Consider the following 21,765-nt stretch of genomic DNA (forward strand, 5'->3'; position numbering starts at 1 on the left):
TTTCAGGCCCAGCGGCGGAAAATCAACGACGTGTTGACCCCGCCAAAGGCGAAGTTGTTGCTCATGACGTATTGGTTGCTGAGGGAGCGGAACTCGCCGCACAGGTAGTCCAGCTCGCCACAGCGTGGATCGATGTTGTCCAGGTTGAGGGTGTGCACGTAGCGGTCGCTGTTCATCATTTCAATGCTGAACCAGGCTTCCAGCGCGCCGCAAGCGCCCAGGGTGTGGCCGAGGAAGCTTTTCTGCGAACTGATTGGCATCCGCGCGCCGAACAGGGCGCTGGTGGCCAGGGTCTCGGCGATGTCGCCCTGCTCGGTGGCGGTGCCGTGGCCGTTGACGTAGCCGATGGCGTGCGGGGCCAGGTCGGCATCCTCCAGCGCAAGCTCCATGGCCCGGCGCATGGTCGCCTGCTCGGGACGGGTGGTGTGCTGGCCGTCGGCGTTGCTGCCGAAACCGACGATCTCGGCATGGATGCGCGCGCCCCGGGCCAGGGCGTGCTCCAGTTCTTCGAGCACCAGCATGCCGGCGCCTTCGCCGATCACCAGGCCGTCACGGCCGCTGTCGTAGGGGCTGGGGGTCTTGTGCGGGGTATCGTTCTTCAGGCTGGTGGCGTATAGCGCATCGAATACCATGGCCTCGGTGGGGCACAGTTCCTCGGCGCCGCCGGCGAGCATCATCGGCAGACGGCCGAACTTGATCGCCTCGTAGGCGTAGCCGATGCCCTGGCTGCCGCTGGTGCAGGCACTGGACGTCGGGATCAGGCGCCCGGTCAGGCCGAAGAAGATGCTGATGTTGGCGGCGGTGGTGTGCGGCATCATGCGCACGTAGGAGTTGGCATTGAGTCCTTCGGCCACCGAGTTCAGCAGCATGTTGCCGAACGCCTTGATCTCGTCGGTGCTGCCGGTGGACGAGCCGCAGGCCACGCCCATGCGCCCGTCGCGGATCGACGGATCATCGAGCAGCCCGGCGTCCAGCAGCGCATTCTGCGACGCCGCCACCGCCAGCCGCGAGACCCGGCCCATGCTGCGCAGCTGCTTGCGGGTCCAGCCGGACGGCACGGCGAAATCATCCACCGGCCCGGCCAGGCGGGTATTGAGCTCTTCGAAACGGTTCCACTCGTCCATCCGCCGGATCCCGCTGCGGTTGGCGGCGAAATTGCCCGAGATCGTGGCCCAGTCGCTGCCCAGGGAGGTGATGCCGGCCATGCCGGTGACGACCACGCGTTTCATCAGCACAGGCCTCCGTTGACGGCCAGGACCTGGCGGGTGATGTACGAAGCCTCGGCGGACATCAGGAAGTTCACCGCACCGGCGACCTCTTCCGGCGTGCCCATGCGCTGGGCCGGGATCATCTTCAGCAGCTCCTCGACCGGTACGTGCTCGTCGAGCATGGCGGTGTCGATCAGTCCGGGGGCGACGCAATTGACCGTGATCCTGCGCTTGCCCAGTTCGATGGCGAGGGCCTTGGCGGCACCGATCACCCCGGCCTTGGAGGCGCTGTAGTTGACCTGGCCGCGGTTGCCGATCAGCCCCGACACCGAGGTGATGCAGACGATGCGACCCGGCGCGCGGCGGCGGATCATCGGCATCATCACCGGGTGCAGGACGTTGTAGAAACCGTCGAGGTTGGTGCGCAGCACCTGGTCCCAGTCTTCCTCGGTCAGGGCCGGGAAGGCGCCGTCGCGGGTCAGGCCGGCATTGCACACCACGCCGTAGTAGGCGCCGTGGGTTTCCACATCGTCGCCGAGGATCGCGGCGCAGGCGGCGCGGTCGGCCACATCGAACTGCAGCACCCGGGCCTGCCGGCCCAGGCCGCGCACTTCGTCGGCGACGGCCTCGGCTTCGGTACGGCCGCTACGGCAATGCAGCACCAGGTCGAAGCCGGCACGGGCCAGGCGCAGGGCGATGGCCCGGCCGATACCGCGGCTGGAACCGGTGACCAGGATGGTCTCACTCATGTCGGGACTCCTCATCGCCCGCTTCGGCCAGGTATTGCGCGACCTCCGGCGGACGGAAAACATTCAGGCGGGCCGTGGCGTGCAGCCCCGGTCCGTACAGATGGCACTCGAACACGCCCATGCCGTTGTCGTCTTCCAGCGAGCGCAGGGCATGGATGCGCAGTTCTGCGCCCACGGGGAAATGTTCGACAGCGCATTCGAACTTGCGTGTGCCGAGCAAAAAGCCCAGCTCCACCGGCTTGCCCTGCTGGCGCGCGCGGCAGCCGGCATAGGCGGCCACGGTCTGGGCCATCAGCTCGATGCCGACCCAGGCTGGCAGGCTGCCGTCCTCGCGGTTGAACAGGCCGCCGGGGCGTACGGTCAGGTGGGCGTGGATCTGCTCCTCGTCGAACGACTCGATCCCGTCGATGAGGATCATGTCGCCGGCATGGGGCAGGAGTTCGGCCAATGGCCAGGCAATCATGGGGTGTCTCCGAGAATCAGGCTGATGTTGTTGCCACCGAAGGCGAACGAGTTGCTCATCAGATGGTGCGGGCCGCCGGCGTGCAGGCGCTCGCCGGGGCCGATCAGGTTCAGGGGCGCCAGCTCGGGATCCTGCTGGCCGTCCCACAGGTGCGGAGGCAGTTGGCCGTGGGCCAGGCTCAACCAGCAGAACGCCGCTTCCAGGGCACCGGCGGCGCCAAGGGTGTGGCCGGTCATCGCCTTGCTCGACGAACAGGCGAGCCGGGCGCCGAACAAACCGTTGACCGCCAGGCTTTCCATGGCGTCGTTGTGCCGGGTGGCGGTGCCGTGGAGGTTCAGGTAATCGATCTGCGCGGGCTTCAGGCCGGCGCTGTCCAAGGCTTTCTGCATGGCCGCGAGGGCGCCCTTGCCTGCGGGCTCCGGCGCGGAAATATGGTGGGCGTCGGAGCTGGCGCCGGCGCCGAGCAGGGCGATGTTGCCGCCGTCGGCGTTCGCCTCGCGGGTCATCAGGAACAACGCCGCGCCCTCGCCGATATTGATCCCGCTGCGCTTCACCGAGAACGGGTTGCAGCGCTCGCCGCTCATCGCTTCGAGGGCGGTGAAGCCGTTGAGGGTCAGCTTGCACAGGCTGTCCACGCCGCCGCACACCACCGCATCGCACAGGCCCAGGTCGAGCAGGCGGCGGGCGCTGAGCAGGGCGCGGGCGCCAGAGGTACAGGCGGTGGAAATCACGTAGGCCGGGCCGCTGACCTGCAGCCAGTTGGCGAGGAACACCGCCGGGGCGCTGAGCTCCTGCTGGGCATAGTCGTACCCGGGCGGGAACCGGCCCTCGCGCAGGTACTCGGCGATGCCCTGGCTGGCTTCCTCGATGCCCGAGGTGCTGGTGCCCAGGACCACGCCGACCCGCTGCGGGCCGAAGTGCTCGACGGCGGCGCGCAACGGGGCTTCGATCTGCAGGGCGGCCTCGTGCAGCAACTGGTTGTTGCGGCTCTCGCCCGGCAGCGGGCTCAGCTCGCCGGGCACGGCGCCGACCACCACGCGCTTGTCCGGCACCCAGCCGTCGGCCTCGAGCATGCCTGAGCAGTCACCGGCAAACAGGCGGCGGGCGACTTCGGCCTGATCGCGTCCAAGGGCACAGACCAGGCCCAGGGCGTTGAGGTAAGCGGTCATGGAGCGTTCTCGCCGGGCAGGGGGGTGACTAGATAACGCAGGCCTTGCTGCATGTTCAAGGTGAAGTCGTCGGCCTGTCGGTAGCTGACATGCCAGCGCTCGCCAAGCCAGCGCTGATTATCCTGCTGCTGCGCCGCCGGATAAAGCGCCGCCAGGCGCTCGGCCGGGGTCAAGGCGAACAGCAGCGCGGCGAACAGCTCGCGGGCCGCCGGGTTCGGTGGCAGCAGGCCGTCGGCCTGCCATTCGCCGTTCTCCAGCAGCTGGCGGGCCTGGGGAATGCCCAGCAGATCCATCATCGACCAGCGCAGGCGCTGGTCCTCGCGCTGTATCACCAGCAACCAGTCCTGGCGCTGATCGGCCTGTTCACGCTGCACATGCAGGGTCATCGGCAGCTTCAGCGGTGGCAACTGCTGCGGCAGCGGCGGGCGCACCGCGCAGGCGGCCAGGATCAGGCAGGCGACCAGCAGCAACAGCCTTTTCATGCCGCATCCAGGGGCTTGCGTGCCACCACGTTGACCAAGGTTTCCTCGCGCTGGCCCGGCGGTGGCGGCTTGCGCAGGCCGAAGCGTTCGAGCAGGCCGAAGTCGCTGGAGCGGCTCCACCACAGGTAGGGGTACGAGACATTCTGTTCGCCGAACTCGAAGCCTTGCTCGCGGAGCATCTGCAGGTAGCCTTCCGCGCTCTTCTGCACATGCATCGGATGGCGGAACAGCCAGCGGATCACCCAGGTATCGATATAGGCCTCGGTGGATTCGGCGAACAGCAGGTAACCGCCGGGCTTGAGCACCCGCCAGAATTCGGCCAGGGCTTTTTCCTGCTCTACCAGGTGGTGGAAGGTCTGGTGGCAGAACAGCATATCGATGCTGGCGTCGGGGAATTGCAGGTTGGCGCAGTCGCTGCCCTTCAGTTCCACCTTCAGGCCCAGGTTCACCGCCTCGGCGCCGCTCAGCTCCAGGCTGTGCGGGTCGGCATCGGTGCCGAGCAGCTTGCCCGGCCGGAATACCTGCTGCAGATGCTTGAACGAGCGCCCCTGGCCGCAACCGACATCGAGCAGCACCGGCGCTTGCGGCGGCTCGCCATCGAACAGGCGGCGCAGGTCGTTGATCGCCACGCGCAACACATGGTGCTGCCAGGTATGGCTGCGCAGGAACCAGAAGCCGAACTTCGTTTCCTCGACATAGGTATCGCTGAAAAAGCGCGGCCCGCTCATGCTTCTTCCCTCGCGCAGATTTCCGCGAGCATGCGCAGGCGCCGCTTGGGTTCGCTGACGAAGGGGTTGCGCTCGTCCCAGGCATAGCCGGCGAGGATCGAGGCGATCATGGCGCGGATCTCGGGCGAAGACCCAGGGTGATAGATCACGTCCTGGAAGCTGCCGTTGTACCAGCCTTCGACATAGGCGCGGAAGGTATCCACGCCACGCTTGAGCGGGGTGGCGAACTCGCGCTCCCAGTCCACCGCTTCGCCCTTGAGCTGACGGTCGAGCACGGCGGCGGCCATGCTCGACGAACGCATGGCGATGGTCACGCCGGAGGAGAACACCGGGTCAAGGAATTCCGCCGCGTTGCCGAGCAAGGCGAAGCCTGGGCCGTGCAGGGTTTTCACGTTGGCCGAATAGCCGCCGATGGTCCGCGCCGGAGTGTCCCACACCGCCTTGGCCAGCACCTTCGCCAGGCTTGGGGTTTGCGCGACGAAGCCTTTCAGGCAGGCATCCAGGTCCTGCGGCGCGTCGGCGTAATGTTCGGCTGCGGCGACCACGCCGAGGGAGCAGCGGCCATCGCTGAAGGGGATGGTCCAGAACCAGATGTCCCGATGTTCCGGGTGGGTGGTGATGAGGATCTTGTTGCGGTCGAAGTGCGGATGGTCGATGCGGTCCTCGATATGGGTGAACACCGCCTGGCGTACCGGGAAGCTCGACGGTGCCTCCAGGTCCAGCAGGCGCGGCAGCACCCGGCCATAGCCGCTGGCATCGAGGACGAACTGCGCCTCTACCTGGTACTCGCTGCCATCCTGGCGCCGCACGCGCACCTGCGGGCGTTCGCGCTCGAAGTCGGCAGCGACGATTTCCTCTTCGTAGCGGATCTCCACGCCCTGGGCCGCGGCTTCGTCGGCCAGCAGCTTGTCGAAGCGCGCGCGCTGGACCTGGAAGGTGCTCGGCCGGCCCTTGCTGAACGTTTGGCCGAAGTCGAAGGCGCTGTATTCATCGCCCCAGGCGAAGGCCGCGCCGTTCTTGTACTGGAAACCCGCCGCTTCGAGGGCGGGCAGCATGCCGGCTTCCTCGACGAAATCGATGCAGTGCGACAACAGGCTCTCGCCGATGGAGAAGCGCGGGAACAGCTGGCGCTCGATGACCAGTACATCATGGCCCTTGCGCTTGAGCAGCGCGGCGGCGATGGCGCCGGACGGGCCGGCACCGATGATCAGGACCTGGCGTTGTTGTACATCACTGGCGGGCATGGGGCCTCCTTGCCGTTGAAACGTTGAGAACTGGAAGACGGTGCAGCCCGGCGATGGCGGGCATCAGGGTGGCGATCAGGCTCATCAGCATCAGGGCGAAATACAGCGCCGGGCTGATCAGTTGCTGTTGCAACAGCAGATTGAGGAAGACGATTTCGCTCAGACCGCGAATGTTCAGCAGCAGGTTTTCCCGCCAGCGGCTGGCGCCGGGGAACGACAGGCTGGCCCAGCGCAGGCCCAGCCAGTTGCCGGCCATCTTGCTGAGGATCGGCAGCAGCACCAGCGCGCCCAGTTGCAGCAGGTCGAGGGATTGCAGCAGGTGGCCGAAGTCGATCTGGACGATGCCGAAGGTGAGGATCAGCGGGATCGCCACGCCCTGTTGCAGGCGTTCGATCCACGCCGCCGGCAGTGGCAGGCGCAGCGGCAGCTTGAGCCAGGCCAGGCAGGCCATGTAGCCAATGCCCAGGATCAGCGCGTTGAGCTTGTAGTGCTCGGCGACGAACAGCAGGGCGAGAAACGCCAGGCCGAACAGCCACGGGCGGCGCAGCCCCAGCAGGTACAGCGGCAGCGGTGCGCAGGCGGCCAGCAGCGGCCAGGCCAGGCTCAGCGGATCCAGGCTGCCCTTGCCCAGGCCGAACAGCAGCCAGCACAGCACATCGATGCCGATCGCCACCTGCATCAGGCGCCGGGTGGCCGCGGGTGGATAGCCGATATTGCGCAGGTACAGGTAGAGCACCGGCACGGCGGTAATGGCGAACACCAGGCCCAACGCCAGGGACGTCAGCCAGGGCTGCTCCGGCAACAGCAGAAAACCGCAGCCCAGGCCGCAGGCGAAGGGCACGAGGAAACTGGGCAGGGCGATCTTCAGGCTCTGGCGGTCGAGTTTCAGCTCGACGACATCGGACAGGATATGCCCCAGCAACAGGGCGAAGCTCAGGCCGTACAGGGTCTTCAGCCAGGCCGGGGCGATCAGTTGCGCGCCGCTGAGCTGCCAGTGCGGCTCGACCCACAACAGCATCAGCAGCGGCAGGCCGAGGGTCGCCAGCAGCAGGTGGCTAACGATGCTGATCAGGCCCAGGCGCCGGCCGATTTCGCCGGCGATCAGGAACAGCGACAGGGCCAGGGCCCAGAACAGCACGACACTCATGCCGACTTCTCCGTGTGGCGCGGCGCGGCCCAGGGGGCCAGGGCAAAGCTGAAGGCCAGGCCGAGGCTCACGGCCAGGCCGAAATTGCTCACGGCAGGCGTGCTCGAAGCTGCCAGCAGGCCGAACGACAGCCAGGTGGTGGTCGCCGCCAGCAGGGTGCCGAGCAGGCTTACCGCCGCGCCGCCGATCTGTTCGTGCATGAGGATCGCGTAATCGACACTGATGGCCGTGACCAGCAGTAGGCCGAACAGGCTGAACAGGGTCAGGGGCTGGCCCAGCCAGCCGAGGCTGGCCAGGCTGCACAGCGCCGCCAGCAGGGGCAGGGCGACGATGCGCGCGGCGGCGCCGAAACCGAAGGGGAACACCAGCAGCACCACGATCAGCACGCAGGACAGCAGCTTCAATTCCGCCGCGCTGACCTGGGTCGCGGCGAACAGCCGGTTCAGCTCGCCGAGGCGGTCCACCAGTTGTACACCGTCGAGGCCTTCGCTTTGTTGACGCAGCACAGCCGGATCGCTTGCGCCTTGCAGGCTGACCACGGCGGCGACGCCCGCTGCGTCCTTGCCCAGCCACAGCGAGCGCCAGGCCTCGCCCAGCGGGCCGGCCAGGACCTGGTCTATATCGAGCACCGGCAGGGCGCGCAGGCGGGTCAGCTCGGCTTGCAGCGTTGCCTCCGGGACACCGCTGGCCAGCAGCGGCTGCCAGTGTTGCGGCAGGGCCTCCAGCGCCTGGCGCAAGCGGGCCTGCTCGGCACTGCTGGCGAGCAACTGGTTGAGCGCCATGTAGCCCTTGAGCTGACCACTGGCGACCTGGACATCGAGGCGTTGGCCGAGGCTGGCAAGGCGCTCCAGTAACTGCGTTTCGTCCGCGCCACGCACCAGGTAGAACTGGCTGGTGGGCTGGTAACCGGTGATCCGCGCCACCGCCTTGGCCTCGTCCAGCAGCACCGGCGAGCTGCCGACCCACTGGCGGATATCGTTGCGGTTTTCCAGGTGCCACAGGCCGCCGGCGCAAAACGCCAGGAGCAGCACGCTCAGCACCGGCGTCGGCACCCGGCGCAGCAAGCGCAGGCGCAGGTCCACCAGGGTTTCGGCGATGCGCAGCGGCCATTGCGCCGGTTGCAGGTCGATGTTCTTCAACAGCGCCGGCAGCAGGCACACCGACCCCAGGTAGGCGCCGATCAGCCCGGCGGCGGAGAACGCGGCGATCTGGGTCAGGGCCGGGAACGGTGTGAAGCCAAGGGCCAGGTAGCCGATGCAGCTGGTGGCCAGGCTCAGGCTCAGGCCCGGCAGGGTCTTGCGCACCGCTTGCCAGGTGTTCCACGGGCGCAGGCTCCAGCTTTTCGAGAGGAAATGCAGCGGGTAGTCCACCGCCACGCCGATCAGGCTGGAGCCCAGCACCAGGGTCATTACATGCATCTGGCCGAACAGGGCGATGCAGGCGGTGGCGCCGAACAGCATGCCCACCAGCACCGGGACGAAGGCCAGCAGCACGCGGAACCTGCGGAAGGCGAGGAGCAGCAGGAGCAGGATGCCCAGCGTCGCGCCGCCGCCGATCCAGGTCATTTCCCGGCTGGCCTGGCGCTGGCCGTCGGCGGCGTAGAGCAGGCCGCTGGCCGCGAGCAGTTGTGCGCCCTGCGCGGCGGCCTGGTCACGGGACTGCTGCAACAGCTCGGCGACCCGCAGCGGCAGCTTCATGTCGAAGGCATTGCCCTCGGTGCGGGCGCGCAGCAGCACCCAGTATCTGTCGTCGGCCTTGGCCAGCAGCACGCCGCTGGCGGTATCCAGTTCGACGGACGCGGGGCGCGGCTGGCTGTTCTGGATGCGCCCGGTCAGGCCCAGCCAATCGTCCTGGCTGGACACCAGGCTGAAACCGGCGAAGGGGTCGAACAGGCTTTGCAGCCGTTGCTGGATAAAGGCGTCGGGGGTCTCGACCAGGCTATCGCGGTCGGCCTTGGCGAGCATCGCCAGACGGCCTTGCAGCAGTTGTTCGCGTACCGCCTGCAGGTCGGTTTGCAGGCTCCACTGGACCTTTTCGAACAGGCCGCTGGCCTGCCATTCCTTGCCCAGTTGCTCGGCCAAAGCGATGGCCTTGTCACGTTCGGCGTGCCCCACCAGCACCAGCATTTCCCGGTTCAGCGGCTCCTGCATGCGCTGCTCGGCGCGCTTGACCAGCGGGTCTTCGGTGGCACCCGGGACCAGGGTCATCAGGTCCGCCGACAAGGCCGGGCCGTGTGTCCACTGCCAGCCGGCCAGGGCCATGACCCCGACCAGCAAGAACAGGAACAGACGCGGCAGCAGGCGCTCAATCGACAAGGTCGTGGCGCTCCGCGTCGGTCAGCGTGGTGCTGGTGCTGGACGGCATGCGCAGCACGGTGCTGTCGCCTTGGGTTTCCAGCAGCTCGATACGGTCGACGAACTGGCCGCCGTGGATCTCGATGCCGGTAAAGATCTGCTTGAGCACCAGCGAACGCGGGGTCAGGCGCAGTTGCCAGGCCTTGGCGTCGCCGTGCAGGGCCAGTTCGAAGTCGCGCTCCAGGCCGCTGCTGTCGCCCTGCAGCACCGCGAAGAACAGCTTGTTCTGCTCGGTGCCGGCCGTGCGCGTGGGGATGACCTGCCAGCCGGCGGCATCGCGACGGGCTATGCCGGAGGCATTGAGGCGGTAATCCTGTTTCAGCGGGCTTTGCAGCAACCACAGCAGGCCGTGGTCGCGGGCCAGCACGAACTGGCCAGTGCTGACCAGCGGCTGGGGCAGGGCGCGCAGGTGCTTTTCCTGGATGAACGGGCCCTTGATCACCTCCGGCTCGCTCAACTGCTTGCGCAGGTCTTCCAGGCCGAAGGCATGGGCGAGGCCGCAGCACAGCATCAGGCCGAGGGCCAGCAGCAGGCGGTTGCGTTTCATGGCAGCACCTTCTGCACGGCGTCGAGCATCACCTGCGGCGAGGCCAGCTGCATCTCGCGGCTGGCGATATGCACGGCCACCTGCACCGTGCTGGCCCGGGTCATGCGCTCGCCGGTGACGGCGTCGCTGATCAGGTAGTTGATCTTCAGGCGGTTTTCCCACTCCACCAGGCTGGCCCGCACCTTCAGGCGCTGGCCGAAGGTGGCGCCGCGCATGTAGCGCAGTTGCAGGTCGATCACCGGCCAGGCGTAGCCGGAGTCCTGCATCTGCACGTAGTTATGGCCCAGATGATCGAGCAGGGCGCAGCGCGCCACTTCCAGGTACTTCACGTAGTGCCCGTGCCAGACCACCAGCATGCTGTCGACATCGAAGAACGGCACCAGCACTTCGCTATCGACGTGGAGAACACCCTGACTACGCATGGAGCCTCCAGTGCTGCTGGGCGATGCGTTGCAGGCAGTGGCGCAGGTCGCTTTCCAGGGCGCGGTCCTCGATCACCGGGGCGAAGTCGTCGAGCAGGGCGCGGTGCATGGCGTCCAGCGTCGGTGGCAGGGGCCGGGCATCCGCTTCGCGGCTGCGCAGCCAGACGCCCTGGTTGGCGGCCAGCAGGGTGGCGGCGGCGACCTGTTCGGTCAGCTCCAGTACGCGCAGGGCATCGCGGGCGGCGATGGTGCCCATGCTGACCTTGTCCTGGTTGTGGCATTCGGTGGAGCGGGAGAACACGCTGGCCGGCAGGGTATTTTTCAGGGCCTCGGCGGTCCAGGCGCTGGCGCCGATCTGCACGGCCTTGAAGCCATGATTGAGCATGGCGCGGTCGGCCGGGGCGCCGGACAGGTTGCTCGGCAGGCCGTGGTTGTAGCGCACGTCCACCAGCAGGGCGAGCTGGCGGTCGAGCAGGTCGGCAACGTTGGCCACCAGGTTCTTCAGGCTGTCCATGGCAAAGGCGATGTGCCCGCCATAGAAGTGCCCGCCGTGCAGGACGCGCTCGGCGTCGCCGTCGATGATCGGGTTGTCGTTGGCGCTGTTCAGTTCGGTCTCGATGAAACCGCGCAGCCAGCCCAGGCTGTCGGCCAGTACCCCGAGCACGTGCGGCGCGCAGCGCAGCGAGTAGCGGTCCTGCAGGCGGTGCAGGGGCGCGGTCGGCGCGTCGATCGCCAGGTCCTGGCGCAGCCAGGCGGCAACCTGGGTCTGGCCCGGGTGTGGCTTGGCGGCGAACAGGCGCTCGTCGAAGTGCTCCGGGTTGCCTTGCAGGGCAACCACGTTGAGCGCGGTGATGCGGGTGGCGAGCTTGAGCAGATAGTCGGCGCGGGTCCAGGCCAGGCAGGCCAGGCCGGTCATTACGGCGGTGCCGTTCATCAATGCCAGGGCTTCCTTCGGCCGCAGCACCAGCGGTGCCCAGCCCAGCTCGCGGTGTACGTCGGCGGACAGGCGGCGCTCGCCGCGATACAGCACTTCGCGCTCGCCGGACAGGGTCGCAGCCACGTAGGACAGCGGCGTCAGGTCACCGCTGGCGCCCACCGAGCCTTCTTCGGGAACCACCGGCAGGATGTCGTGGGCGATAAAGGCATGCAGGCGCTCCAGCAACTCGACCCGCACCCCGGACACCCCGTGGCACAGCGACTGCAAGCGCGCCGCCAGCAGGGCGCGGGTGGACGGAGCGTCGAAGACCCGGCCCAGGCCGCAACCGTGGAAGGTGAACAAGTGCCTGGGCAACGCCTCGACATGCTCCAGCGGCACCGCGACCACGCAGGAGTCGCCGTAGCCGGTTGTCACCCCGTAGATCACCCCTTCCTTGTCCAGCAGCGTATCGAGGAACTGCGCACCCCGGGCGATGCGCGCGCGGTAGTCGGCATCGTCCTGCAGGCGGGTTGCGGCCTTGCCGTGGGCCAGGGCATGGATGGCTTCGATCGAGAGCGGCGACTCGCCGAAGGTAACGGACTCACGCGGTTGCATCGTCATCGGTCTTCCAGAAGGGGTAGAAGTTGAACCATTGCTGCGGGGCTTGCAGGCAGTAATGGCCGAGCCGCTCGGCGTAGCGCGCGGCATGTTCGGCGATCACCTGGTCGCGCTGGCTGCGGCGCCATTCCACGGCGGCGGCGAAGGGTTCGAGGGTCACCTGGTAGCGGCCCTGGCGTTTCAGGCAGAACAGCAGGTTGACCGGGCATTTGAGCAGCCCGGCCAGCAGCCACGGGCCTTGCGGGAACTTCGCCGGATGACCGAGAAAGTCCACGGTCACGGTGCGCCCGCCATGCAGCGGCACGCGGTCGCCGGCGATCGCCAGCCACTCGCCGCGCTCCAGGCGCTGGCTGAGCTGGAGCATGGTCGCCGGGTCCAGCTCGCTGACCTGGATCAGGCGCAGGTGCGTGGCCCCGGCCTCGCCCAGCAGGCGGTTGAAGCGCTCGGCGTGGCGGGTATGGACCAGCACGTTCATGGTCACCTGCTGGCCCATTTCGGCCAGGGCCCGGCACACTTCGAGGTTGCCCAGGTGCGCGCCCACCAGCATCTGACCGCGCTCGGCGCGCAACTGGCCGTGCAGCTGGCCGGGGTCGTTGATCTCGATCCGGTCCAGGCCGAGCCTGCCGTTCCACACATCGAGCTTGTCCAGCAGCGCGTCGGCGAAGGCCATGAACTGGCCGAACACGCGAGCGGTGGTGGGGCGCAACGCTGGCTGGCCGCTCCACTCGGCGAGGTTGTGCTGGTAGGTCCGCGCCGCCTCGCGGGCACGCCGGCCGAAAAGGAAGAAGTACAGGACGATGCCGTACAGCACCGGGCTCAGCAGCCGGCGGCCGAGCAGCCTGACGCCGAAGGCGGTGAGCTTCATCAGCAGGAAGCTGCCGCGTTCTTCGTGGGCCGCCCAGTGTTTTTCCTGCTGGTTCATGCCGTCAGCCGCCGCCAGAGGATCGCCGGGGCGCGCAGCAACATGCCGAAGAACAGCTTGGTGTGCATCTTCGAGATCAGCGCATTGTCGTGGAACAGGCGGAAATGCGAGAGGCCGTCCTGCGGGTAATGCACCTTGGTCGGCAGCCAGCGCATCGGCTGGTTGCGCCACGACAGGCGCACCAGCACCTCGGGGTCGAAGTCCATGCGCTTGCCGAGGTTCACGCTGTCGATCAGGGCCAGCACCGGCGGCAGCGGGTAGACGCGGAAGCCGCACATGGAATCGGGAATCTTCAGCGACAGGCTGTTGATCCACACCCACACATGGGTCAGGTAACGGGCGTACAGGCGGCCTTTCGGCACGCTGGCGTCGTACTGTGGATAACCGCAGATCAGCGCCTCGGGATGGGCGCGGGCGTGTTCGAGGAAGCGGCTGACATCGGCCAGGTCGTGCTGGCCGTCGGCGTCCACCTGCAAGGCGTGGCTGAACCCCTGCCGCGCTGCCTCGCGCAGGCCGGCCATGACGGCGCCGCCCTTGCCCTGGTTGACCGGCAGTTGCACCAGCCAGGTGTCCGGCTGCTGCGCCAGCTGGCGCAGCACCGCCGCGCAGGACGGGCTGCTGGCGTCGTCCACCAGCACGCAGGGCAGGCCGGCGGCGCGCAGGTCGGCGACCACCGCAGGCACTGCCAGCTCGTGGTTGTAGACCGGGATGACCGCGCAAGGCTTGATCATTGGCCCGCCTCCAGGACGATCCGTCCGCTGGAGCAGGGCGCGCCGGCGCAGCTGTAGGCGAAATACAGCTTGCTGCGCTCGGCATCGAAACGCAGGGTCAGCAGTACCTGGTCACCGGGGCGCACCAGTTGCTGGAATTTCAGCACTTCCATGCCGGCGAAGCGCCGTGGCGCGTCGAGCAGTGGCTGGCCGAGGGCGATGGCCCAGTCCACCTGGACCACGCCGGGGAGTACCGGGGTTTTGGGAAAGTGGCCGTTGAAATAGGCGAGGTCGGCGGGAACCACCAGGTCCAGGTGCAGTTCGCCGTCCACCTGCCGTTCGCCGACCACCTCCGGTCTCGACGGGCGCGGCGCCATCAGCAGGTTATCGACCAGCGCTTGCGGCAGCTTGCCCTGTGCGGTGTAGGGCAGTTGCCGCAGCAGGCGCCAGCGGCGGGGCAGGGCCAGCGGTTCGCAATGGCCGGCGAGGTGCTGGCGCAGGGCGTCGGTCACCGCCCGGCGGCCCTGGTTGCGCAGGGCATGCATGCCCTTGGCGCCGAGTTGCAGCAGGGCGCCGAGGGAGGCGCGGTTGCCGTGGATCACGCCAAGGCGGGCGTCCTCGACCCAAGGGTGCTGGAGCAGCGCCTGTTCCAGCATCGGCAGGGCGATGCGCTTCTCTTCCAGCTTGACGATGCGGTCGAGGCGGCCGAGCAGGCGGAAGCGGCCATGGCCATCGAAGCTGACCGCATCGGCGCTTTCCTCGGTATGCCCCGCAGGCAGGTACGGCGACGCGATGCACAGGGCGCCGTCGTCGTTCTGGCTCAGGCGGATGCCGGCGAAGGGCTGCCACAGGTTTTCGCCCTGGCGCCAGGCAATGCCGCCGGTTTCCGAACTGCCGAGGATTTCCGTCGGCCATTGGCCCAGGCGCTGGTGCAGTTCGCGGGCGGCCTCGGCGGGCAGTTCGCCGCCGGAGGAAAACACCTGGCGCACGGTGCTCAGCGCCGGCCAATCGAGGTTATCGCCCATGCGCTTGAGCAGCGCCGGGCTGGCGACCCAGGCGAACGCCGGGTGCTCGCGGCTGGCCCGCTGCAGATCCTCGGGGAAGGGCAACTGGCGGCGGACGAAGCTGCGTCCGGCGCACAGCGGCCACAGCACGCGGAACAGCAGGCCGTAGATATGCTGGGTGGCGACGCTGCCGATGATGCAGGCCTTGCCCAGCCCGGCGCCCCACAGCGCTTCAAGGTTGTTGACCTCGTTGGCGAGCTGGCGCAGGCACTTGTCGATGCGCTTGGGCGCACCGCTGGAGCCGGAGGTGCACAGGCTCAGGCGGCAGGTGTCGAGGTCCAGGTCGGCCGGGGCCAGGGCGGCGGCGAACAGTTCGGCGGGGCGTTGGTCCTGCTCGCTCAGCCACAGGTCCACTTCGGCGTTCCAGCGCTGGCGGGTCTGGGTTTGCAGGTCGGCGGGCAGCAGTACCTCGACGCCGGCACGCCAGGCGCCGAGCAGGGCCACGGCCAGTTCGGCGGCGTCTTCCAGATAGACCGCCAGGCGCTTTACCCCGCGTGCCTGCAGGCCGGAGGCCAGTTGCAGGGCCTGCCCGGCCAGTTGCCGATGATCCAGCGCCGGGGCGTGGCTGACCAGGCGTGCGCCCTCGGTCGGCCACAGCATCTGCTCAAGGTTTATCCATTTCATGAGCGTCCTCGCACGCGTTGTCTAACCAGCCATTCGATGGCGAACAGCAGGCCCATCGCACAGTAGGCGATCAGGCCGTTGTAAAGGGTCCACCAGGCCAGCGGCGCCCACAGGGTCAGGGCGGCGGCGACCAGGCCGTTGACCAGGAAAAAGCCGCTCCACACCTGGGTCACCTGGCGCGTGTAGCGCACGGCCTTTTCCGGCAGCTCCGGGTCGCTCAGCCGCGCCAGGCGTTCGGCCACCGGCGGGCCGAATTTCAGGCTGGCGCCGAACAGGGCCAGCATGAAGGCGCTGATCAGCACCGGGTACCAGCGCAGCAGCGCGGGATCGTCCAGCACCGCCAGCAATGCGCAGAAGGCGATGGCCACCAGGGCCATCCAGCGGCCGCCGGGATTGTGCGGCTGGGTCAGGGCGCGGGCCAGCCACAGGCTCCCCAGCAACAGGCCGAACTGCCAGGGCGCGAAATGCGCCATGCCGAAGTGCACTGCGAACGGGTACCCCAGGCCGGCCACGACCAGCCCGAGCCCGACCAGGCGTTTCATGCCGCGGTGTTGACCAGGCGGAACACCGCTTCGACCACGTCGTTGACGGTACGCACGGCCTTGAATTCGTCGGCGGCGATTTTCTTGCCGGTCTGGCGCTTGATGTGATCGATCAGGTCGACCGCGTCGATGCTGTCGATTTCCAGGTCTTCATAGAGGTTGGCGTCGAGGGTGACGCGCCCGGCGTCCAGTTCGAACAGTTCGACAAGGGCGTCGCGCAGGGTGTTGAAGATGTCTTCGCGGGTTTGCATGGTACGTGTCTCAGGCAGCCTGTTTGGCGGTAACGAAGGCGGCGAGGGTCGCCACGTTGGTGAAGTGCGAGCGGGTGTCCTTGGCGTCGGCGTCGATCTTGATGCCGTAGCGTTTCTGGATCGCCAGGCCGAGCTCCAGGGCGTCCACCGAGTCGAGGCCCAGGCCTTCGCCGAACAGGGTCTGCTCGTCGCCGATATCGTCCGCGCTGATATCTTCCAGGCCCAGGGCCTCGATGATCAGGTCCTTGATGTCATGGTTGAGTTGGGGATTGCTCATCTGCGGCGAGCTCCTTGATGAAGTACTGGTGCAAGTGGTCGTTGAGTTTGCGCGAGGCCTGCGGGGCCGGGCCCTGGCTGGCGAAGACCTGCGGGTCGATGTCGGCGCCGACGCGCAGGGTGAAGTGCACGCGACGGTCCGGGATGCGGTACCAGGGCTCGCACTTGGTCAGGGTGGTCGGGTTGACCGTGATGGTCACCGGGGTGATCACCCGCGCACCGCGCAGGGCGATGGCCGCTGCGCCGCGGTGGAAGGACGGCGCCTGGCCCGGGTCGGTGCGGGTGCCTTCGGGGAAGATCACCAGGGTCTGGCCGCCCTGCAGGGAGGCCACGGCGGCATCGAGCATGTCCATGCTGCCGTCGTTGCTGATGTACTGCGCCGAACTCACCGGGCCGCGGGTGAACGGGTTGCCGAACAGGCTCTGCTTGACCACGCAGTTGCTCTGGCGGACCAGGCCGATGAGAAACACGACGTCGATCAGCGACGGATGGTTGGCGATGATCATCTGCCCCGGCCGGCCCAGGCGCTCGGCGCCCCGCACTTCGTAGGTGAGCACGCCGCAGGCGGCCATGAAGCGGATGAAGCGCCAGAACAGCCAGCTGATGGTGTGCCTTGCCCGTTGCCGATGGCGCAGGCGATCGCCGGGCAGGCAGGCCAGCAGGGGAAAGACCAGCAGGCGCAGGCACAGGCCGCCGAGGCCGAACAGCAGGAAGCTCAAGGCGGTGGCCAGCAGGCGCCAGAGCCAGGCGTCGCGGCGCGAGCGGCTCAGGTCTTGCGTTGCCAGTTCCATGTGCGGTCCTTCAGGGTGTGGGTAAAGGTCGAACGGTTGGCGAGCAGGTTGCGCAGCCAGCTCAAGGCATGGGGTTCGCTGGCCGGAGCGGCCTTGTCGCCCTCCAGGGACAGGCGCCATTGGTCGCCGGGGGTCAACAGCAGGCCGAGGGCGTAGTCGCAAGGCACGTCGGTGATCCAGGGGCTGTAGGCAGCAGGCGGGTGTTCCTCGGCGACGATCAGCAGCACCGCCGGGGCGCCATCGTGGAGCAGGCCGGCCGCTTCCACCACGGCCTGTTCGAAACCGTCGCCTTCGGCGGCGATGGCCGTCATTTCGGCGGTTTCGCCACGCAGGATCGACCACAGGCCGATGACGGCGTTGTGCACCGAAAGGCTGAACTGGGTTGGCGACAAGGGCTGGGCGGCCGCGAGGTCGCTGAGGATCTCCAGGGTGCGCGGGGTTTCGCCATGCCGGGAAACGAACACCAGGGGCAGTGGCGCGAGGCCTTCGGCCAGCGGCCAGCCCACGGCGAAGGCCATGCGCGCCAGGCGGCTGAGGCGGCGGCGCTGCATGGCGGGCAGGAACGAGACATCCGGCGACGCCTCGCCGGCATCGATCGCGCGTTCGCCATGGCTCCATTGCTGCCAATGCGCAGCCGACTGGAGGCCGGGCGCCCAGGCGCGCCACTGACTGATGTTGAATGTGATCAAGGTGTGTATCTCGCCCTGAGGGACTTCCATGCCGAGGGGGACTCGGAGCAACGGCCTGCGGGCGAAATCGCCGAGTGGCGGGCATTATCCCGGTGCAAGGGGGCCGTCGTAAACAATGTATTGCTATTGATTACGGAACCAAGTGACTGGAACAGACCTCGAATAGCGCCGCTTATTTCCTTGGGCCGCCTTTTCCCGACAGACGGCCCGGAGCTGTTGTCGGTCGCCTTTGCCGGATCTTGAGCGGTTCAATACTGGTCAATCCTGCAGGTCGGACACATACTCGGTCATTCTTTGAAACACGGAGGTCTTTCCATGCGGCGCGTGGTGTTCAATCAGAAAGGCGGCGTCGGCAAGTCCAGCATCGCTTGCAACCTTGCGGCGGTCAGTGCCAGTGAAGGCTATCGGACCCTGTTGATCGACCTGGATGCCCAGGGCAACTCCACCCACTACCTCACCGGCCTGACCGGCGAGGACATCCCCATGGGTATCGCCGACTTCTTCAAGCAGAGCCTGTCGTCCGGGCCGTTCGCCAAGAAGAACAAGGTGGATATCTACGAGACGCCGTTCGACAACCTGCATGTGGTCACCGCCACGGCGGAGCTGGCAGACCTGCAGCCCAAGCTGGAGGCCAAGCACAAGATCAACAAGCTGCGCAAACTGCTCGATGAATTGAGCGAAGACTACGACCGGATCTACCTGGATACCCCGCCGGCCCTGAATTTCTATGCGGTATCGGCGCTGATCGCGGCCGATCGCGTGTTGATTCCCTTCGATTGCGACAGCTTCTCGCGCCAGGCGCTGTACGGCCTGCTCTCGGAAATCGAAGACCTCAAGGAAGACCACAACGAAGAGCTGCAGGTCGAAGGCATCGTGGTCAACCAGTTCCAGCCCCGGGCCAGCCTGCCGCAGCAGATGCTCGACGAACTGGTGGAAGAGGGGCTGCCGGTACTGCCGGTGTACCTCAACAGCTCGGTGAAGATGCGCGAGTCACACCAGGCCTGCCTGCCGCTGATCCACCTGGAACCGCGGCACAAGCTGACCCAGCAGTTCGTCGAGTTGCACTCGTTGCTGGAAGAGAACGCCTAGATCCCTTGGCTGCGCAACCACTCCAGCAGGTGTTGGAGTGGGAATGCGCCGCTTTGCCGCGCCACTTCCCGACCGTTCTTGAACAGGATCAGGCTGGGGATCGAGCGGATATTCAACTGGCCGGCCAAATCGCGGTTGGCCTCACTGTCCAGCTTCGCCAGCCGGCAGCGTCCGGACAGTTGCCGTGCGGCCTGCTCGAAGACCGGCGCAAAGGACTTGCACGGCCCGCACCAATCGGCCCAGACATCGATCAGCAGGGGCAGGTCGCCCTTGATCTGGCTGGCGTAGTCGGCTTGCTTCAGCTCGAAGGGTTTGTCCAGCAGGACGGGTTGCTTGCAACGCCCGCATTTCGGCGTGTCGCCCAGGCGGTCGGCGGGCAGGCGGTTGAGGCCGTTGCAATGGGGGCAGGGGATCAGCAGTGGGTCGGTCATGGGGATTGGTCCGGGGGCGGGTGTTGCTGGGTATGTGGCGGTGGGATCTGGAGTTTTCAATGCTCTGCGGGCCTCATCGCTGGCAAGCCAGCTCCCACAGGGTTGGCGGTGCACACGGAACCTGTGGGAGCTGGCTTGCCAGCGATGAGGCCCGAAAGGACCCTGCACAACCTGAAGTCCTGCACAAAAATGTCAAATATGACCAGCGAACTTCCTCGATTTCCGACTTTTTTGTAGGCAATTTCCCAAGCATACTGCTTCGCCCTGCCAGCCTGTTGCGCCCCATGGAATCGCTGCCTAGTCTTCGGCGGTCGTTGATCTCAACGATCGGCTTTGACAGGCCGGCCAGATACGGTGCACAGCTGATTTTCGGCAGCTGTGCGCGTGGGCACCTTTTGGTGCGCCGGGTTCTCCGTATCCCTGGTCTGTCAACCCGCGTACAGCTGCCACCCTTTTGTTTGACAGCAAATTCGTGGCGGCTCCACCTGATACGGAGCACTTCATGAAAGCTAGTCCCCGACCCACCCCCAGTCCTTTGCGTCGGCCCTGGTCTCTCCCATGAGGAAGCCGTTCGCAGGGCCGCTGAACATCTGAAAAAGGCGATCACCGCCGCCTCATCCCTTCCCGAACCCAAGACCACCCGGCATCAGGCACTGCTGATCAATGCCCTGCTGGATATGAAAATCTCCAAGGCATTGCTGACGGTTGCCATGTCGGAATCACCGGTGACTGTGCCGGTCTAGGAGAAAGCCGCAGTACCCAAGGCTGACTCGATACCCTGTGGGAGCGGGTTTACCCGCGATTACGATGGTGGATTCACTACAGCAATCGCGGGTGAACCCGCTCCCACAGGGTCCGCGTGCTCAGGAAGAACAACTGATTTCCAGGTGCTTGCCCCACTCCGGTGGCCGTTCGGCATAGGCTTCCATCCCCGGCTGTTCTTCGAACGGCCGGGCCAGCACCGCATGCAGGCGTCGCACTTCGGAGTAGTCGCCACCCTGTGCCGCTTCGATGGCCCGCTGCGCCAGGTAGTTGCGCAGTACATACAGCGGGTTCACCGCATGCATCCGCTCCCGCCGCCCTTCGGCATTGCCCGGCTCGCGCTGCACCCGTGCCAGATAGTCCTGCGACCAATTGTCGAAGCCCGCCAGATCGACGAAATCACTCCGCACCACCCCCAGCGCCTGGTCCACCGGCTGATCCCCGAGCTCGCGGAAGAACAGGCTGTAGTCCACCGCGCCCGGCTGCATCAGGCTGAGCAGGCGCTGGATCAGCACCTTGTCGCCTTCTTCCGCCGTGGTCAGGCCGAGCCGGCGGCGCATCAGGTCGAGGTAGTGGGCTTCATACAGCGGCAGGAACAACCCCAGCGCCCCCTGCAAGGCCTCGACACTGATGAACGGCGTCAGCGCCTGGGCCAGGGCGCTGAGGTTCCAGTGGGCGATCGGCACCTGGTTGCTGTAGCTGTAGCGCCCCTGGTCGTCGGAGTGGTTGCAGATGAACCCGGCATCGAAATCATCGAGGAAGGCAAACGGCCCGAAGTCGAAGGTGATGCCAAGGATCGACATGTTGTCGGTGTTCATCACCCCATGGCAGAACCCATAGGCCTGCCATTTGCCGATCAGTTCGGCATTGCGCTCGACGATGCTGCGGAACATGGCCAGGTAGGGCTCGTCCGCCGTCTTGCACTCCGGGTAGTGCAGGTCCAATACATGCTCGGCGAGCTGGCGCTGCTGCTCCGGCTGGCGGGTGTAGTAGAAGTATTCGAAGTGGCCGAAACGGATATGGCTCGGTGCCAGGCGCAGGAGCATGGCCGCGCTTTCCTTGGTTTCGCGCCACACCGGCGTGTTCGAGCCGATCACGCACAGCGCGCGGCTGCTGGGGATGCCCAAGGCATGCAGGGCTTCGGAGGCGAGGAATTCACGGATCGACGAGCGCAACACCGCGCGGCCATCACCCATGCGCGAGTAGGGCGTCTGGCCCGCGCCCTTGAGGTGCAGGTCCCAGTGCTGGCCGGCGTCATTGCGCACTTCGCCCAGCAGCAAGCCGCGGCCGTCGCCCAGCCGTGGGTTGTACGAGCCGAACTGATGCCCGGAGTACACCATGGCCCGGGGATCGGCCTCGGACCAGAGCTTGTGCCCGCCAAACAGCTCGGCGAACACCGGCGAGTGCGCTTCGGTGGGCTCGAGGTCGAGCAGGGTCATGGCCGCCTCGCTGACCACCACCAGCCGCGGATCGTCGATCGGCTCCGGCAGCACCTGGGTGGAAAACGCATCGCCCAGGCGGGCGAAGCGGTTGTCGAAGGTCAGTTCGTCGAGGCCTTTCACGAGGC

At 66.9% G+C, this 21,765-nt stretch carries 23 protein-coding genes; 1 reads left to right on the plus strand and 22 read right to left on the minus strand.

Annotation, left to right across the window (positions count from 1 at the left end; genetic code table 11):
- Positions 1–2: 2 nt before the first annotated feature.
- Genes ACPFMA_RS01645 through ACPFMA_RS01740 form a run of 20 tightly spaced genes read right to left on the minus strand, consistent with a single transcriptional unit; the run spans position 3 to position 17,916 of the window.
- Positions 3–1,229, minus strand: a complete 1,227-nt coding sequence (locus tag ACPFMA_RS01645) for a beta-ketoacyl-ACP synthase (protein ID WP_420057842.1) — start codon at positions 1,227–1,229, stop codon at positions 3–5.
- Positions 1,229–1,957: a 3-oxoacyl-ACP reductase FabG gene (fabG, locus tag ACPFMA_RS01650; RefSeq protein ID WP_064301193.1), complete on the minus strand. Its 729-nt coding sequence runs from the start codon at positions 1,955–1,957 to the stop codon at positions 1,229–1,231. Before fabG ends, ACPFMA_RS01645 begins: the two co-directional genes overlap by 1 nt.
- On the minus strand, positions 1,950–2,420 hold the full coding sequence (locus ACPFMA_RS01655; protein ID WP_009396844.1) for a hotdog family protein: 471 nt from the start codon (positions 2,418–2,420) through the stop codon (positions 1,950–1,952). The genes fabG and ACPFMA_RS01655 overlap by 8 nt, the downstream gene beginning before the upstream one ends.
- Positions 2,417–3,589, minus strand: a complete 1,173-nt coding sequence (locus ACPFMA_RS01660; RefSeq protein WP_425929566.1) for a beta-ketoacyl-[acyl-carrier-protein] synthase family protein — start codon at positions 3,587–3,589, stop codon at positions 2,417–2,419. The genes ACPFMA_RS01655 and ACPFMA_RS01660 overlap by 4 nt, the downstream gene beginning before the upstream one ends.
- The gene (locus tag ACPFMA_RS01665; protein ID WP_009396848.1) at positions 3,586–4,071 is read right to left on the minus strand and encodes a hypothetical protein; all 486 of its coding nucleotides are present in this window, start codon (positions 4,069–4,071) and stop codon (positions 3,586–3,588) included. The genes ACPFMA_RS01660 and ACPFMA_RS01665 overlap by 4 nt, the downstream gene beginning before the upstream one ends.
- Complete coding sequence (locus ACPFMA_RS01670; RefSeq protein WP_425929567.1) at positions 4,068–4,799, minus strand: class I SAM-dependent methyltransferase; 732 nt, start codon at positions 4,797–4,799, stop codon at positions 4,068–4,070. The genes ACPFMA_RS01665 and ACPFMA_RS01670 overlap by 4 nt, the downstream gene beginning before the upstream one ends.
- Positions 4,796–6,043, minus strand: a complete 1,248-nt coding sequence (locus tag ACPFMA_RS01675) for an NAD(P)/FAD-dependent oxidoreductase (protein WP_425929568.1) — start codon at positions 6,041–6,043, stop codon at positions 4,796–4,798. Before ACPFMA_RS01675 ends, ACPFMA_RS01670 begins: the two co-directional genes overlap by 4 nt.
- Positions 6,030–7,190, minus strand: a complete 1,161-nt coding sequence (locus ACPFMA_RS01680; protein ID WP_425929569.1) for a sodium:proton antiporter — start codon at positions 7,188–7,190, stop codon at positions 6,030–6,032. The genes ACPFMA_RS01675 and ACPFMA_RS01680 overlap by 14 nt, the downstream gene beginning before the upstream one ends.
- The gene (locus tag ACPFMA_RS01685) at positions 7,187–9,505 is read right to left on the minus strand and encodes an MMPL family transporter (protein ID WP_425929570.1); all 2,319 of its coding nucleotides are present in this window, start codon (positions 9,503–9,505) and stop codon (positions 7,187–7,189) included. Before ACPFMA_RS01685 ends, ACPFMA_RS01680 begins: the two co-directional genes overlap by 4 nt.
- Positions 9,495–10,091: an outer membrane lipoprotein carrier protein LolA gene (locus tag ACPFMA_RS01690; protein ID WP_420057849.1), complete on the minus strand. Its 597-nt coding sequence runs from the start codon at positions 10,089–10,091 to the stop codon at positions 9,495–9,497. The genes ACPFMA_RS01685 and ACPFMA_RS01690 overlap by 11 nt, the downstream gene beginning before the upstream one ends.
- The gene (locus tag ACPFMA_RS01695) at positions 10,088–10,513 is read right to left on the minus strand and encodes an acyl-CoA thioesterase (protein ID WP_009396860.1); all 426 of its coding nucleotides are present in this window, start codon (positions 10,511–10,513) and stop codon (positions 10,088–10,090) included. The genes ACPFMA_RS01690 and ACPFMA_RS01695 overlap by 4 nt, the downstream gene beginning before the upstream one ends.
- Positions 10,506–12,050, minus strand: a complete 1,545-nt coding sequence (locus ACPFMA_RS01700) for an HAL/PAL/TAL family ammonia-lyase (RefSeq protein WP_425929571.1) — start codon at positions 12,048–12,050, stop codon at positions 10,506–10,508. The genes ACPFMA_RS01695 and ACPFMA_RS01700 overlap by 8 nt, the downstream gene beginning before the upstream one ends.
- Positions 12,031–12,969 carry a hypothetical protein gene (locus ACPFMA_RS01705; protein ID WP_009396864.1) on the minus strand — a complete coding sequence of 313 codons (939 nt, stop codon included), beginning with the start codon at positions 12,967–12,969 and terminating at the stop codon, positions 12,031–12,033. Before ACPFMA_RS01705 ends, ACPFMA_RS01700 begins: the two co-directional genes overlap by 20 nt.
- Complete coding sequence (locus ACPFMA_RS01710; protein WP_420057854.1) at positions 12,966–13,700, minus strand: glycosyltransferase family 2 protein; 735 nt, start codon at positions 13,698–13,700, stop codon at positions 12,966–12,968. The genes ACPFMA_RS01705 and ACPFMA_RS01710 overlap by 4 nt, the downstream gene beginning before the upstream one ends.
- Positions 13,697–15,367, minus strand: a complete 1,671-nt coding sequence (locus tag ACPFMA_RS01715) for an AMP-binding protein (protein ID WP_425929572.1) — start codon at positions 15,365–15,367, stop codon at positions 13,697–13,699. The genes ACPFMA_RS01710 and ACPFMA_RS01715 overlap by 4 nt, the downstream gene beginning before the upstream one ends.
- A complete protein-coding gene (locus tag ACPFMA_RS01720) occupies positions 15,364–15,909 on the minus strand; it encodes a hypothetical protein (RefSeq protein ID WP_064301203.1) in 546 nt (181 codons plus the stop codon). Before ACPFMA_RS01720 ends, ACPFMA_RS01715 begins: the two co-directional genes overlap by 4 nt.
- Complete coding sequence (locus tag ACPFMA_RS01725; protein WP_009396874.1) at positions 15,906–16,160, minus strand: acyl carrier protein; 255 nt, start codon at positions 16,158–16,160, stop codon at positions 15,906–15,908. Before ACPFMA_RS01725 ends, ACPFMA_RS01720 begins: the two co-directional genes overlap by 4 nt.
- Before the next feature lie 10 nt (positions 16,161–16,170).
- Positions 16,171–16,437, minus strand: coding sequence for a phosphopantetheine-binding protein (locus tag ACPFMA_RS01730; protein WP_009396876.1), 267 nt, complete (start codon positions 16,435–16,437; stop codon positions 16,171–16,173).
- Positions 16,412–17,227, minus strand: a complete 816-nt coding sequence (locus ACPFMA_RS01735; protein ID WP_064301204.1) for a lysophospholipid acyltransferase family protein — start codon at positions 17,225–17,227, stop codon at positions 16,412–16,414. Before ACPFMA_RS01735 ends, ACPFMA_RS01730 begins: the two co-directional genes overlap by 26 nt.
- Entirely contained in the window at positions 17,203–17,916 is a 714-nt protein-coding gene (locus ACPFMA_RS01740) for a beta-ketoacyl synthase chain length factor (protein WP_420057858.1), read from the minus strand. Before ACPFMA_RS01740 ends, ACPFMA_RS01735 begins: the two co-directional genes overlap by 25 nt.
- A gap of 315 nt (positions 17,917–18,231) precedes the next feature.
- On the opposite strand from ACPFMA_RS01740, the gene ACPFMA_RS01745 reads away from it, so the two are divergent.
- Entirely contained in the window at positions 18,232–19,005 is a 774-nt protein-coding gene (locus tag ACPFMA_RS01745; protein ID WP_009396882.1) for a ParA family protein, read from the plus strand.
- Here ACPFMA_RS01745 and trxC read toward each other — a convergent pair.
- Together trxC and selO are read right to left on the minus strand one after the other, a co-directional pair.
- The gene (gene trxC, locus ACPFMA_RS01750; protein WP_425929573.1) at positions 19,002–19,436 is read right to left on the minus strand and encodes a thioredoxin TrxC; all 435 of its coding nucleotides are present in this window, start codon (positions 19,434–19,436) and stop codon (positions 19,002–19,004) included. The two genes, ACPFMA_RS01745 and trxC, sit on opposite strands and share 4 nt — an antisense overlap.
- An 863-nt stretch (positions 19,437–20,299) precedes the next feature.
- Positions 20,300–21,760, minus strand: coding sequence for a protein adenylyltransferase SelO (gene selO / locus ACPFMA_RS01755; protein WP_425929574.1), 1,461 nt, complete (start codon positions 21,758–21,760; stop codon positions 20,300–20,302).
- Positions 21,761–21,765 lie beyond the last annotated feature (5 nt).

This window comes from Pseudomonas sp. NyZ201 (assembly GCF_049860765.1).
In the GTDB taxonomy this organism is placed as follows: Bacteria; Pseudomonadota; Gammaproteobacteria; order Pseudomonadales; family Pseudomonadaceae; genus Aquipseudomonas; species Aquipseudomonas bharatica.